Source organism: Streptomyces sp. NPDC002886, assembly GCF_042888445.1.
GTDB lineage: Bacteria > Actinomycetota > Actinomycetes > Streptomycetales > Streptomycetaceae > Streptomyces.
The window spans coordinates 226444-239936 of the sequence record NZ_JBIAPV010000013.1; the positions used below are offsets into that span (position 1 = coordinate 226444).

The following is a 13493-nucleotide window of genomic DNA, read 5'->3' on the forward strand; positions in this document are numbered from 1 at the left end:
ACGGGCGTGGATCAAGGAATGTCGGGGCTCAGGCCGCCAGGTCCCGGCGGCGCAGAGCGGCCAGGGCCGCGGCCAGGAGAGCCGCCGCCAGCGCGGTCAAGATGAGCAGAGGAGCCCAGGTCAGGGCCTCGGAGCCGGGGATCCGGGGCAGGTGGGCGAAGGGGGACAGGTCGAGGACCGCCCGGGGGAGGTTCAGCGCGGGGCCGATCCAGCCGAGGGTCAGCGCAGCCCCGGCCACCGCCCAGCCGGCCGACGCGTGGCCGGGGACCACGCCGTACAGGAGGGCCGCGACGGCCCCGATCACCCACACCGCGGGGAGCTGCGCGAGGGCGCCCCCGACGGTCTGTCCGAGGGCCCCGCCATGGCCGAGGCCCAGGCCGAGCCCGCCGAGCAGCAGGATCAGCGCCGAGCCGCCGAAGGCGACGGCCAGGTGGCCGGCGGCCCAGCGCAGGCGGCCGACGGAGTGCGCCAGGACGGGTTCCGCGCGCTGCCCCGACTCCTCGGCGCCCAGGCGCAGTACCGCCGACACGATGAAGAGTGCGGCCACCAGTCCCAGCATCCCAACCATCGTCGCCAGGAAGGCGTCGGTGAGGCCCGCCGGGCCGCCCGCGCCGCCCATCCGCTCGATGATCTCCCGGGTCTTGGCGTTGTCGCCGACCAGTTCGGTGGCCCCGTCCGCCATCCCCCCGAACACCCCGCCGGCCACCAGGAATCCGAGGCTCCAGCCGAGCAACCCGCCCCGCTGCAGCCGCCACGCGAGCGCACCGGCGCCGCCGAGCCGCCCCTCGGCCGGGCCCGGGCGGACCGCCAGGAAGCTCATGCCGAGGTCGCGTCGGCCGGCCAGCGCGTAGGCCGCGGCCGTCTGGACCGCGAAGGCCGCCGCGAACAGGGCGAGCACCCACCAGCGTTCGGCCGCGAAGGCCCGTACGTGCTCCAGCCAGCCCAGCGGTGAGATCCAGGTCAGCACCGACGCACCGTCCGCGGAGCCCGCGTCGCCCGCCGCGCGCAGGACGAAGGCCGCCCCGAGCAGCGCCCCGGCGAGCCCCTTGGCCGACCGCGCGCTCTCGGTGAGCTGCGCCGTGACGGCGGCCACCGACGCGAACAGCATCCCGGTGGCGCCGAGCCCGAGCCCGAGGGCGAGCGCTCCGCCCGCGCCCCCTCCCGCGCCCCCTCCCGCACCCCGGCCGGCGAGCCCGGCCGTGACGAGGAGGGCGACCAGGGCGTCGGCCACGAGGGCCGCCAGCAGGGCCGCCGTCAGCGGGGCCCTGCGCCCCACCATCGCCGCCGACAGCAGCTCCTGACGGCCCGTCTCCTCCTCTTCGCGGGTGTGCCGGATCACGATGATCAGGCTCATGACCCCGGCGAGCAGGCCGGCGAAGACCCCGCCGCGCCACGCGGTGAGCGCGCCGATCGAATCGCCGAAGGCGGGGCCGTAGAGGGCGCGGAGGGAGCCGTTCGCGTTCATGGTGGCGAGGACGCGGGCCCGTTCGGCCGGCGTCGCGTACACCGATTCGAGGGAGGCGGGCAGGCTGAGCACCAGGGCGGCCACGCCCAGGATCCAGACCGGCATCATGAGGCGGTCGCGGCGCAGGGCGAGACGCAGCAGAGTTCCCGTCCCGGCCAGTTGGCGGTGCTTCATCGCGGTTCCCCCGCCTCTTCGGCGGACCGCGCGTAGTGCCGCAGGAAGAGCTCTTCGAGGGTCGGCGGGGTCGCGGTCAGGGACCGTACCCCCGAGGCGGCCAGCGACCGCAGTACGGCGTCCAGCTTGTCCGTCTCGGCCTGGAGCCGGACTTTCCCGTCCCGCACCTCCACGTCGTGGACGCCCGGCAGGTGGGCGAGCCCGTCGGGCGGTCCGGCGAGTTCGGCGCTGATCGACGTACGGGTCAGGTGGCGCAGTTCGGCGAGGCTGCCGGTCTCGACCGTACGGCCCTTGCGGATGATGCTGACCCGGTCGCAGAGGGTCTCGACCTCGCTGAGGATGTGCGAGCTGAGGAGGATGGTGCGGCCGGCGGCGCGGGCCTCGGCGACGCAGCTCCGGAACACCTCCTCCATCAGCGGGTCGAGGCCGGAGGTGGGCTCGTCGAGGATGAGCAGTTCCACGTCGGCGGCGAAGGCGGCGACGAGGGCGACCTTCTGCCGGTTGCCCTTGGAGTACGTGCGCCCCTTCTTGGTCGGGTCGAGTTCGAACCGCTCGATCAGCTCGGCCCGGCGCGCCCGGTCGAGGCCCGCGCGGCCGCCGCGCAGGCGCCCGTAGAGGTCGATGACCTCGCCGCCCGAGAGGTCGCGCCAGAGGGTGACATCGCCGGGTACGTAGGCGATGCGGCGGTGCAGCTCGACGGCATCGGCCCACGGATCGCCGCCGAGCAGTGCGACGGCGCCGGAGTCGGCGCGCAGCAGGCCGAGCAGGACCCGGATCGCGGTGGACTTGCCGGCGCCGTTGGGGCCGAGGAATCCGTGCACCTCTCCGGTGGCCACCGCGAGGTCGAGACCGTCCAGTGCGTGGGTGCGACCGAACGCCTTGTGGAGTCCGGCGACGCTGATTGCCTTCGTCATGTTTCCGAACGTACGCTTCTTTCACAATTTTGTGAAGGTCGGGAATCACGTAAAGTCGGAAGGGTGGCTGACGACGTGAACGAAGCAGACGTGATGGCCGGTGCGGGCCCCCGGGGCCCCCGGGATGAAGAAGCGGTCGCCCGCTTCGTCGAGCGGTTCGCCGCGCAGCTGACCGAGGCGGGAATGCAGCGGATGGCGGCGCGCGTCTTCGCCCGGCTGCTCGCCAGCGACGGCGGCGCGATGACCTCGGCCGAGCTGGGCGAGGCCCTGCGGATCAGCCCCGCGGCGGTCTCGGGGGCCGTCTCCTACCTGTCCCAGGTCAACATGGTCAGCCGGGAGCGCGAGCCGGGTTCGCGACGCGATCGCTACGTCCTGCACAACGAGCTCTGGTACGAGACCTTCACCCGCCGGGACCAGATCCTGACCCTCTGGGAGAAGACCCTCCGCGACGGCGCGGCCAGTCTCGGCCCCGACTCCCCCGCGGGCGCCCGGATCGCCGAGACGGCGGCGTTCTTCGAGTTCATGCAGGCGGAACTCCTGAGCCTGATGGACCGCTGGCGCGACCACCGCGCGACCCTGAACCTGCCGTAGCCCGGACGGGCGGCGACCGGACTCTCCCCCTAGCGTGGCCCGGGGGGCCTGCGACCCGACCACGGGACCCAGGAAACCGGCACTCAGGAGCAGAACCTCATGGCCGACAGCCCCGTCCGCACCCCCGCCATCGTCCTCGTCCACGGCTTCTGGGGCGGCGCCGCCCACTGGGCCAAGGTCATCGGCGAGCTCCACCGCCGCGGGTACACCGACCTGCACGCCGTCGAGAATCCGCTGACCTCCCTCGCCGACGACGCCGAGCGGACCCGCAAGATGGTCCGGCAGATCGACGGGCCGGTGCTCCTCGTCGGCCACTCGTACGGCGGAGCGGTCATCACCGAGGCGGGTGACCTGCCCAACGTCACCGGACTGGTCTACGTCGCCGCGTTCGCCCCCGACGCCGGCGAGAGCCCCGGCGGGATCAGCCAGGAGAAGCCGCCCGCGGCCTTCGAGAACATCCTCCCCGACTCCGACGGCTATCTGTGGGTCAAGCAGGACACCTTCCACGAGAGCTTCGCCCAGGACCTCACCCCCGAGGAAGCCCTGGTCATGGCCGTGACCCAGAAGGCCCCCCTCGCCTCCACCTTCGGCGACGCCGTCACCGCGCCCGCCTGGCGCGCGAAGCCGTCCTGGTACCAGGTCTCCACCGCCGACCGCATGATCCACCCCGACAACGAGCGCCGCATGGCCGCCCGCATGGACCCCCGCAAGACCGTCGAGCTCGACGCGAGCCATGCCTCCCTCGCCTCGCAGCCCGGCCCGGTCTGCGACCTCATCGAGGCGGCCGCCTCCGCCTGAGCGCGCCCCGCAGCCACGGCCTGCGCGCCCGGCCCAGCGCCCGGGCGCGCGGGGCCCACACCACGGCCCCCGGCCCCGGTTCCCCGGCCAGCCACACCAGCCGCTCCAGCACCCGCCACCCCAGCGGCCCCGGGGCCAGCACGCGCTCCCCCTGACCGGAGCCACCAGAGCCACCGGAGCCACCGCCCAGAACGAGCAGCGGCGGCAGCCCGCGCCCACGCACCACCTCCACCTCGTACGGAACCCAGCGCAGCTCCGGGTCCCGCAGGCGGCCCCGCACGCGCTGGGCCACGTACAGCTCCCGGAGCGCGACGAGCACCGGCAGGCACAGCACCACCAGGAGCACCACCTTCAGCGGTGCCGGGCGGGTGACCAGCGCCCCGATCAGCGCGGGCCAGCACAGCACCGGCAGCAATCCGATCAGGGCGGCGTCCTGTCGCCAGTCCGCGAGCGCGTCCCGGACGGCCGCCTCCCCGGGCGGCCCGGGCACCGGCGCCGAGCCCTGCAAGACGGCCGGACCCGGCGAAAGGGCCAGGCCCTGCGAAACGGCCGGACCCGGCGAGACGGCCGGGCCCCGCGAGGCGGCCGGATCTCCGCCGTCCCCGGTCACCACGCCAAGCACCGGCCCACCCCGATCCACCGCGGAACGTCCGCCATCCCTGCCACCGATCCTCCCCCGGGTCAGCGCGAGCGTCAGCGCTGCAGCGGCAGTGTCAGCCCCCAGGCGCCCGGGTGCAAGGTCCACGTACGACGCCGGACCGGGCCGGTGATGCCGACGTCCGACCGGTAGCGGAAGTCCTCCCCGGACACCGTCACGGCCGAAGCCCGCACCCGCACCACCCGTCCGGCTCCGGGCCCCGGGACGAAGCCCGCGCCCGGGCCCGAGCCCGGCCCGGGCCCCGGCGCAGCCGCCACCGCCCTCATCCGGACCAGCACGTCCGCGAGCCCGTCGCCCTCCCGGGCCGACACGGCCACGTCCTCCACCATCCCGTCCACGTCCGCCAGGACCACCCCGTCGGCCTCCACCCGAAGCCGGTGGCCGCCTCGGGTTCCGGTTCCGGACGGACCTCCCGCCGTCGGGCGGCCGAACGTACGGACCAGCGAGCGGTACGCGTTCCACACGGACGGCCCGGCCGGCCGCGGCACGCCCCCGGACCGGGAGCCGGCTCCCGCTCCCGGTCCGGGTCCGGGGGGCGGCGGGATGCCGATCCCGCCCAGCACCACCCCGTCGCTGTCGTCGACCAGCAGGTCCCGCATGCCGACGGCCCCGTCCAGCACCGCCCGCGCGGCGGCCACGGCCGACAGCGGCACGCCGAGCTGCAGCGCCAGGACCAGCGACCCCGCCGGCCCCACCGGAATCAGCGAAACGGCCCCCTCGGACAGCGCCCGCTCACGGTGCAGCAGCCCGACGGCCCGTACGAGTGCGCGGTCGTCGCCCACGATCACCGGCTGCCGATGACCCCGGCGGGCGAGGGCCCGCGCAAACTCCTCCCGTGAGTCCGGGAGGCAAATTTTCGCCGCCGCTCCCGCTGACAACACATCTTTCGCGATTCGCACCGACTCGCCGTCAAGACGGCGGGCGACCGGGTCGACGAGCACGAGCAGGCCGCCTACCGGCGCGCCCGCATGGCTCATGGTGGGCTCTGGAGCCGACACCTCGGTCCTTCCTCGGGTAGCATCTTTGTGCAAGAGGCCCTTGCGCTATTGCGCCAGGGCCTTCGTCTATTCCGGGGTACCGGTCCGACGGCTCAGCCTGCGGTGTACATCGTCGTACGCCCCCTGACCTTGGACATGCCCCATCCGGAAGAGGTGTACGCCTGTGCCCGCTCTTGTGCTGCTCGGAGCTCAGTGGGGTGACGAGGGCAAGGGAAAGGCCACCGACCTGCTCGGTGGATCCGTTGACTATGTAGTGCGTTACCAGGGTGGCAACAACGCCGGCCACACGGTCGTCGTGGGCGATCAGAAGTACGCACTGCACCTTCTCCCTTCCGGCATCCTCTCCCCCGGATGCACCCCGGTCATCGGCAACGGTGTCGTCATCGACCCGGCCGTCCTGCTCTCCGAGCTGCGCGGTCTGAACGAGCGCGGCATCGACACCTCGAAGCTGCTGGTCAGCGGCAACGCGCACGTGATCACGCCGTACAACGTCACCCTCGACAAGGTCGGCGAGCGCTTCCTCGGCAAGCGCAAGATCGGTACGACCGGCCGCGGCATCGGACCGACCTACGCGGACAAGATCAACCGCGTCGGCATCCGGATCCAGGACCTCTACGACGAGTCGATCCTCACCCAGAAGGTCGAAGCGGCGCTGGAGGGCAAGAACCAGCTCCTCACGAAGCTGTACAACCGCCGCGCGATCGAGTCGGCGCAGATCGTCGAAGAGCTGCTCGGCTACGCGGAGCAGATCAAGCAGTACGTCGCCGACACCACCCTGATCATCAACAAGGCGCTCGACCAGGACAAGGTCGTGCTCTTCGAGGGCGGCCAGGGCACCCTGCTCGACGTCGACCACGGCACGTACCCCTTCGTCACCTCCTCGAACCCGACCGCCGGTGGCGCCTGCACCGGTGCGGGCGTCGGCCCGACGAAGATCAGCCGCGTCATCGGCATCCTGAAGGCGTACACGACCCGCGTCGGCGCCGGCCCGTTCCCGACCGAGCTGTTCGACGCGGACGGCGAGGCCCTGCGCCGCATCGGCGGCGAGCGCGGCGTGACCACCGGCCGTGACCGCCGCTGCGGCTGGTTCGACGCCCCGATCGCGCGCTACGCGACCCGCGTCAACGGCCTGACGGACTTCTTCCTCACCAAGCTGGACGTGCTGACCGGCTGGGAAGAGATCCCGGTCTGCGTCGCGTACGAGATCGACGGCAAGCGCGTCGAGGAGCTCCCGTACTCGCAGACGGACTTCCACCACGCGAAGCCGATCTACGAAAACTTCCCCGGCTGGTCCGAGGACATCACCAAGGCCAAGACCTTCGCGGACCTCCCGAAGAACGCCCAGGCGTACGTCAAGGCCCTCGAGGAGATGTCGGGCGCCCCGATCTCCGCGATCGGCGTCGGCCCCGGCCGCACCGAGACGATCGAGATCAACTCGTTCCTCTAGGAACGGCTGAGCACGACGGACACGACGGAAGGGGCGGTGCGCACCGTACGGTGCGCACCGCCCCTTCCGCGTGGGGCCACCGGCTCGGACCCGCCTCGTCCGCGACCCGTACGGTCCCCCCGCCCGCGCGGACCAACAGGCGTGAATCCAGGAGCAGTTGACCGCGCCGTCATCGGGGACCGGATGCGGCGGGCCAGGGAGCCTGCTGCGAGCGGGCACTGGGGATCTGCGAGAAGGGCGGCGAGTCCGTCAAGGTCACCGAGCTGCGGGAGCGCATGGGGGCCCTCCGCGAACCGGCCTGATCCCGGGCGGGCGGTCGGGCGGGCGGGCGCGCCGTCGGGGCTACCACCCCAGCTGCGCGATCTCCTCCGACACCACCGCGCACGCGTCCGCCGCCGGGTCGATGAGGGGGAAGTGGCCGACCCCGTCCAGCAGGGTCAGACCCACCATCTCCCCCGCCAGCGCCGCCGCCGCGACGTACGCCTCCGACACCGCCTCCGGGACCACGATGTCGCTCCGGCCCTGAACCACCGCCGTCGCGATGCCGGTCGGGAGCAGCGCCGCCGGATCGGCGTACGGGCGCCGCGCGGCGAAGGCTCCGGCACCGCCCAGGAGTTGCGCCGAGGCGCCCCCGCACACCCCGAGCTCCTCCGCCACCGCGAAGTCCGCGATCGGAGCCAGCGCCACCACACCGCGCAGCAGCGGCGGCGAGGGCAGCCGCCAGCCGGCCGGGGCGTCGGGCGGGAGCACGTGCCGGGCCGCGGCCCACAGCGCGAGGTGGCCTCCGGCCGAGTGGCCGGTCAGCACCATGCGGCGGGGGTCGGCCTCCGGCAGGGCGCCGGCGGCCAGCTCCGGGAGGGCGTCCAGTGCGGCGGCCACGTCGTCGAAGGTCTCGGGCCAGCGGCCGGCGACCGGGCCCTGGGCGTCCTGGTGGGGCAGGGGCAGCGATGCCCGGGACTGGCCGCGCCGGTACTCGACGTTGGCGACGGCGAAACCCTGCCGGGCCAGGAAGTCCGCGAAGGGGCTGATGTGCTGCCGGTCGTACGGGGCGCGCCACGCCCCTCCGTGCAGGACGACGACCAGCGGCGCGGAGCGCGCGACACCCGGCTGCGCGCGCTCTCCGCGCGGTGCGTGGAAGTCGACGATCTGGTCGGGGTGTTCACCGTAGGCGGCCGTGGCGTCGGGGACCACGGGCGGGTGGGAGAAGGCCGAGGCGGCCTCGGCGGCGTCCCGTTCGGCTGCGTCCCGTTCGGCTGCGGGGTCCGTCATCGGCTCAACCTCCGGTAACGCGTGGGACGAGGGGGACTGGTGTTCCGGTGTCCCGGCAGAGCGGGACCGTATCAGGCCGGAACGGCCCCCTCCGTGGCGGGCCGGGGAGATACCGGCGCGGGCGGGGCCGTAGCCCCGCCCGCGCGGTGATGTGACGTTTCGCTACCGGTTCACCCGAAAATGTGACCCAGTGCGCGCGCCGCACGCTCCGCGTCCGCGAAGCCGACGTACAGCGGAGTGAATCCGAAGCGCAGGACGTCGGGGGCGCGGAAGTCCCCGATCACCCCGCGGGAGATCAGCTCGCGCATGATCCCGTCGGCGTTCTCCGTGCGCAGCGACACCTGGCTGGCGCGCTGGTCGTGCCCGGTCGGGGTGACCAGCTCGACCTTGCCCGCCGGGACGTACGCCGCCACGCAGTCGAGGAAGAAGTCGGTCAGCGCGAGGGACTTCGCGCGGACCTCCTCGACCGCGACCCCGTCCCAGGCGTCCAGGGCGGCCTCCAGCGCGAGCATGGACAGGATGTCCGGGGTCCCGACCCGGGCCCGCGCCACGCCCTGCGCCGCCTCGTAGGAGGGGGTCATCGCGAACGGGTCCGCGTGGCCGTTCCAGCCCGGCAGCGGGGAGTCGAAATCGCCCTGGTGGCGGGCCGCGACGTACAGGTACGCGGGGGCGCCGGGGCCGCCGTTGAGGTACTTGTACGTACAGCCGACCGCGAGGTCCACCCCGTGCGCGTCGAGGCCCACGGGCAGCGCCCCGGCCGTGTGGCACAGGTCCCAGACGACGAGCGCCCCGGCGGCGTGCGCGGCCTCGGTGAGGCCGGGCAGGTCGTGCAGGCGGCCGGTGCGGTAGTCGGCGTGGTTGAGGAGCACCACGGCGGTGTCCGGGCCCATCGCCCCCGCGGCGTCGGCCGGGTCGACCGGGACGACGCGCAGGCCCGTCATCCGGGCCGCCGATTCGGCGATGTAGCCGTCGGTGGGGAAGGTCGCGGCGTCCACGAGCAGCTCGGTCCGGCCGGGCGCGGCCAGCCGGGCGGCGCCGACCAGCGCCTTGAACAGGTTGACGCTGGTGGAGTCGCCGACGACCACCTGGCCGGCCGCGGCGCCGACCAGCGGGGCTATCCGGTCGCCGATGCGCTCGGGGGCGTTCCACCAATTGGCCTCGCCCTCGGTCCAGGATCGGATCAGGCGGGTGCCCCACTGCTCCGTGACGACCTCGGCGAGCCGGGCGGCCACCCCCGAGGGGAGCGCGCCGAGGCTGTTGCCGTCGAGGTAGACCACGCCCTCGGGGAGGGAGAAGCGGTCGCGGAGCTTGCCGAGGGGATCGGCCGCGTCCAGGGCTTCGGCGCGGGCCGCCAGGTCGGGGGTCACGTATACGTCCACGATCGGCTCATACATGGCTGCGCGCCGTCCAGAGCTCCGGGAACACGTTCTTCTGGGCCCGCTTCTCCAGCCAGGTCACGCCGGCCGAACCGCCCGTGCCCGTCTTCGCGCCCATCGCGCGCCGGGTGGCGACCAGGTGGTCGTTGCGCCAGCGCCAGACCAGCTCGGCCACGTCGGTGAGGACCTCGCCGAGGCGGTGCAGGTCCAGGTGGGCGTCCGGGGTCGCGTACAGGGCCGTCCAGACGGCTTCGACCTCGGGCGAGGGCTCGTAGCGCTGCGAGAGGTCGCGGTCGAGGACCGCCTGCGGGACCGGGAGGCCGCGGCGGGCGAGGAGGCTCAGCACCTCGTCGTAGAGGCTGGGCTCCTGGAGTGCCTTCTCCAGCTCCGCGTGGACGCGCGGGGCGCCGCGGTGCGGGACCAGCATGGAGGCGGCCTTGTCGCCGAGCAGGAACTCCATCCGGCGGTACATCGCCGACTGGAAGCCGGAGCCCTCTCCGAGGGCGGCGCGGTACGCGTTGAACTGGCCCGGGGTCAGCTGGGCGAGGGGGCGCCAAGAGGCGTTGAGGGCCTCCAGCTCGCGGAGGGATCGTTTCAGCGCATCCATCGCGACGGGCAGCTGGTCCTCGCGGAGCGCCTGCGCGGCGGTCTCCCACTCGTGGACGATGACCGTGAACCACAGCTCCATGACCTGGGTGGTGACCAGGAAGACCATCTCGCCCGGGTCGTCCGAGCGCAGGTGCTGGAGGTGGGTGAGGACGTCCGCCTGGACGTAGTCCTCGTAGGGAGTCGTGCCGGCGAAGTCGAGGTTCGGGGTGTCCGAACCGCCGTCTCCGGAGGCATCAAGGGCGTGCGACATCGCTGTCTCCTCGATACGTGCTTCCGGGTAGCGGTCCGCTCCTTCCGGTGAGGTGAGTGGAGCTCCGGTCCCCTGTCCGCATCATAAGACCGTCGTGCCGCAGGGCTTCAATAGTCAGTGGCGCACGTCACCCACCGCGACCGGAGATGGGCCGGTCGGTCAGGGGGCGCCGGGGTACTCGTACTCCGCCGACCCGGCGACGACCGAGCGCCGCCACGGCCCCCTCGTCGTCCGGCTCGTCTCCTGATCCACAGCTATTCCCGGCCGATGCTCTTGCCGGCCGACCGGCCGCTCGGGCCCCGGTACCGGCATGACCCACGCCGCGAACGCGACCTGGGTGGCCAGCATGCCCACCAACAGAGCTCCAGTGCCGAACATCGTGAACGGGATGACCGGAATCAGCAGCAGCATGCCCGCGATGAAACGAAACTCCAGGATTTCACGATGCCTGAGCCGTGCGATGAGCAGCAGCAGGAAGAGCGTCGCTCCACCGTTTGTCGCCAGAAATCCCACGCCGTGGTCCGGCCCTTGCTCTCCCCCCACCGGAACGGACCGGCAGAACTTCAGCGGCCCTCACGGACACCTGATCGCGGGTGACAGACTGACGGCATGACGATGCACAAGAACCTGCTCGGCGGCCCCGAGCCGACCCACCTGCCGGAGAACGAAGAGGCGTACCGCCTCCTCAGCGAGGAGTCCCTGCCGCCGGCCGAGGTCGCGGCCCAGTACCCCACGTTCTCGCTCGCCTGGGCGATCCTCGCCGAGGACGCCTACGAAGGCGGGCGCGTGATCGAGTCGTACGCGTACGCGCGTACCGGCTACCACCGCGGGCTCGACGCGCTGCGCCGGGCCGGCTGGAAGGGACACGGCCCCGTCCCGTGGAGCCACCAGGCCAACCGCGGGTTCCTGCGCTGCCTGGCGGCCCTGGGCCGCGCCGCCGGCGAGATCAACGAGAAGGACGAGACCGAGCGCTGCTGGCAGTTCCTCAAGGACAGCAGCGAAGAGGCGTACGCCGAGCTGAAGCGGTAACCACGCCAGAAGGGCCCGGCCCCTCCGTCCGTGGACGGTGGAGCCGGGCCCTCCCGGGAAAGCCGCTGCCGCGTGAGGCGCCGCTTACTTGAGCTTGGTGCCCGTGGAACGCAGGTTCGCGCAGGCCTCGGTGACGCGCGCGGCCATGCCGGCCTCGGCGGCCTTGCCCCACGTGCGGGGGTCGTACTTCGACTTGGTGCCGACCTCGCCGTCGACCTTCAGGACCGCGTCGTAGTTGCGGAACATGTGGTCCACGACCGGACGGGTGAAGGCGTACTGGGTGTCGGTGTCGAGGTTCATCTTCACGACGCCGTTCTCCAGCGCGGTGGCGATCTCCTCGGCCGTGGAGCCCGAGCCGCCGTGGAAGACGAAGTCGAACGGGGAGGACTTGCCGTACTTCTCGCCGACGCCGGCCTGGAGGTCCTTGAGGAGCTCGGGGCGCAGGACGACGTTGCCCGGCTTGTAGACGCCGTGCACGTTGCCGAAGGAGGCGGCCAGCAGGTAGCGGCCCTTCTCGCCCAGGCCCAGGGCCTCGGCGGTGCGCAGCGCGTCGTCGACGGTGGTGTACAGCTCGTCGTTGATCTCGTGGCTGACGCCGTCTTCCTCGCCACCGGTCGGGGTGATCTCGACCTCGAGGATGATCTTCGCGGCGGCGGCCTTGGCGAGCAGCTCCTGGCCGATGGCCAGGTTGTCGGCCAGGGTCTCGGCGGAACCGTCCCACATGTGCGACTGGAAGAGCGGGTTGAGGCCACGGGCCACGCGCTCGGCCGAGATCTCGATCAGCGGGCGGACGTAGGTGTCCAGCTTGTCCTTGGGGCAGTGGTCCGTGTGCAGCGCGACGGTGATGTCGTACTTGGCGGCCACGATGTGCGCGAACTCGGCCAGGGCGGCGGCACCGGTGACCATGTCCTTGTTGTACTGGCCACCCAGGAACTCCGCACCACCGGTGGAGATCTGGATGATGCCGTCGCTCTCGGCCTCCGCGAAGCCGCGCAGTGCAGCGTGCAGGGTCTGGGTCGAGGTCACGTTGATCGCCGGGTAGGCAAACTTGCCTGCCTTCGCCCGGTCGAGCATCTCGTTGTAGACCTCGGGGGTTGCGATGGGCATCTGTCCGCTCCTTGGATGTGCGGGGAGTGTGCTTATTGCGGGCCCTGACCTGGGGGCGACGTTGCCGTCTCCCCCATCTTTCCAGACTCGCGCCCCCACTCCACCTCCGTGACGGCGCCGCGCGGCCCGATCCGGGTGGAGTGTTTCACGTGAAACACTCCACCCGACCGAAAAACCGCAGGTCAGGGCCTAGTTCCGGACTTCCGGGGACCTAAGTCACCAGTTGTGCGGAAGCACGACCCGGTGTCCGAGGGTTAGGACAAACCGAGGTCGTCCAGCTGGTAGCCCGTGAGGTACGGCAGTCCGGCGGCCGCGATGGCGTCGGCCGCGCCGCGGTCGACGATCGTCGCGACGGCGACGACCTCGCCCCCGGCCTCGCGGACCGCCTCGACGGCGGTCAGCGGGGAACCGCCGGTGGTCGAGGTGTCCTCGACCACCAGGCAGCGCTTGCCCTTCACGTCGGTGCCCTCGATGCGGCGCTGCATGCCGTGCGCCTTCTGCGCCTTGCGGACGACGAAGGCGTCCAGGCGCGCGCCGCGCGCGGCGGAGGCGTGCAGCATCGAGGTGGCGACCGGGTCGGCACCCAGCGTCAGGCCGCCGACGCAGTCGAACTCCAGGTCGGCGGTGAGGTCGAGCATGACCTGGCCGACCAGCGGGGCGGCCTCGCCGTCCAGGGTGATCCGGCGGAGGTCGATGTAATAGTCGGCCTCCCGGCCGGAGGAGAGGATCACCTTGCCGTGCACGACGGCCTTGTCCTTGATCTGCTGCAGAAGCGCATCGCGTACGTCACTCATGGCACCGAGCTTAA

The 13493-nt window shown here is 72.5% G+C and carries 14 protein-coding genes; 4 read left to right on the plus strand and 10 right to left on the minus strand.

Annotated features, from left to right (window positions below; all coding sequences use genetic code 11):
- Positions 1-28 precede the first annotated feature (28 nt).
- The gene (locus ACFYYB_RS37590; protein WP_389442238.1) at positions 29-1639 is read right to left on the minus strand and encodes an ABC transporter permease; all 1611 of its coding nucleotides are present in this window, start codon (positions 1637-1639) and stop codon (positions 29-31) included.
- Positions 1636-2553 (minus strand): ATP-binding cassette domain-containing protein, encoded by a 918-nt coding sequence (locus ACFYYB_RS37595; RefSeq protein ID WP_389442240.1) that lies wholly within the window; start codon positions 2551-2553, stop codon positions 1636-1638. Before ACFYYB_RS37595 ends, ACFYYB_RS37590 begins: the two co-directional genes overlap by 4 nt.
- Before the next feature lie 93 nt (positions 2554-2646).
- Between ACFYYB_RS37595 and ACFYYB_RS37600 the strand changes: the two genes are divergently transcribed.
- Both ACFYYB_RS37600 and ACFYYB_RS37605 read left to right on the plus strand, forming a co-directional pair.
- Positions 2647-3144 (plus strand): GbsR/MarR family transcriptional regulator, encoded by a 498-nt coding sequence (locus tag ACFYYB_RS37600; protein ID WP_389442371.1) that lies wholly within the window; start codon positions 2647-2649, stop codon positions 3142-3144.
- A gap of 99 nt (positions 3145-3243) precedes the next feature.
- On the plus strand, positions 3244-3942 hold the full coding sequence (locus ACFYYB_RS37605) for an alpha/beta hydrolase (protein ID WP_389442244.1): 699 nt from the start codon (positions 3244-3246) through the stop codon (positions 3940-3942).
- On the opposite strand, the gene ACFYYB_RS37610 is transcribed toward ACFYYB_RS37605, so the two are convergent.
- Positions 3917-4564, minus strand: coding sequence for a hypothetical protein (locus ACFYYB_RS37610; protein WP_389442247.1), 648 nt, complete (start codon positions 4562-4564; stop codon positions 3917-3919). The genes ACFYYB_RS37605 and ACFYYB_RS37610 overlap by 26 nt on opposite strands.
- A 71-nt stretch (positions 4565-4635) precedes the next feature.
- The gene (locus ACFYYB_RS37615; protein WP_389442373.1) at positions 4636-5577 is read right to left on the minus strand and encodes a diacylglycerol kinase; all 942 of its coding nucleotides are present in this window, start codon (positions 5575-5577) and stop codon (positions 4636-4638) included.
- A 184-nt stretch (positions 5578-5761) separates the two neighbouring features.
- Between ACFYYB_RS37615 and ACFYYB_RS37620 the strand changes: the two genes are divergently transcribed.
- The gene (locus tag ACFYYB_RS37620) at positions 5762-7045 is read left to right on the plus strand and encodes an adenylosuccinate synthase (protein ID WP_327305424.1); all 1284 of its coding nucleotides are present in this window, start codon (positions 5762-5764) and stop codon (positions 7043-7045) included.
- Positions 7046-7387: 342 nt separating this feature from the next.
- Here the strand turns inward: ACFYYB_RS37620 and ACFYYB_RS37625 are convergent, their stop codons facing one another.
- The 4 genes from ACFYYB_RS37625 to ACFYYB_RS37640 form a co-directional block, all read right to left on the minus strand.
- Complete coding sequence (locus ACFYYB_RS37625; protein WP_389442249.1) at positions 7388-8314, minus strand: alpha/beta hydrolase family protein; 927 nt, start codon at positions 8312-8314, stop codon at positions 7388-7390.
- 170 nt (positions 8315-8484) lie between these two features.
- On the minus strand, positions 8485-9708 hold the full coding sequence (gene kynU, locus ACFYYB_RS37630) for a kynureninase (RefSeq protein ID WP_389442250.1): 1224 nt from the start codon (positions 9706-9708) through the stop codon (positions 8485-8487).
- A complete protein-coding gene (locus ACFYYB_RS37635; RefSeq protein WP_389442252.1) occupies positions 9701-10549 on the minus strand; it encodes a tryptophan 2,3-dioxygenase family protein in 849 nt (282 codons plus the stop codon). The genes kynU and ACFYYB_RS37635 overlap by 8 nt, the downstream gene beginning before the upstream one ends.
- Positions 10550-10708: 159 nt before the next feature.
- Positions 10709-11062, minus strand: coding sequence for a hypothetical protein (locus tag ACFYYB_RS37640; RefSeq protein ID WP_389442255.1), 354 nt, complete (start codon positions 11060-11062; stop codon positions 10709-10711).
- Positions 11063-11158: 96 nt separating this feature from the next.
- Between ACFYYB_RS37640 and ACFYYB_RS37645 the strand changes: the two genes are divergently transcribed.
- Positions 11159-11578 (plus strand): DUF3151 domain-containing protein, encoded by a 420-nt coding sequence (locus tag ACFYYB_RS37645; RefSeq protein WP_389442257.1) that lies wholly within the window; start codon positions 11159-11161, stop codon positions 11576-11578.
- 84 nt (positions 11579-11662) lie between these two features.
- Here ACFYYB_RS37645 and fbaA read toward each other — a convergent pair whose 3' ends face one another.
- Positions 11663-12685, minus strand: a complete 1023-nt coding sequence (gene fbaA, locus ACFYYB_RS37650; protein WP_112446238.1) for a class II fructose-bisphosphate aldolase — start codon at positions 12683-12685, stop codon at positions 11663-11665.
- Between the two features lie 254 nt (positions 12686-12939).
- Positions 12940-13479 carry an orotate phosphoribosyltransferase gene (gene pyrE, locus ACFYYB_RS37655; RefSeq protein WP_250748753.1) on the minus strand — a complete coding sequence of 180 codons (540 nt, stop codon included), beginning with the start codon at positions 13477-13479 and terminating at the stop codon, positions 12940-12942.
- Positions 13480-13493: the final 14 nt, after the last annotated feature.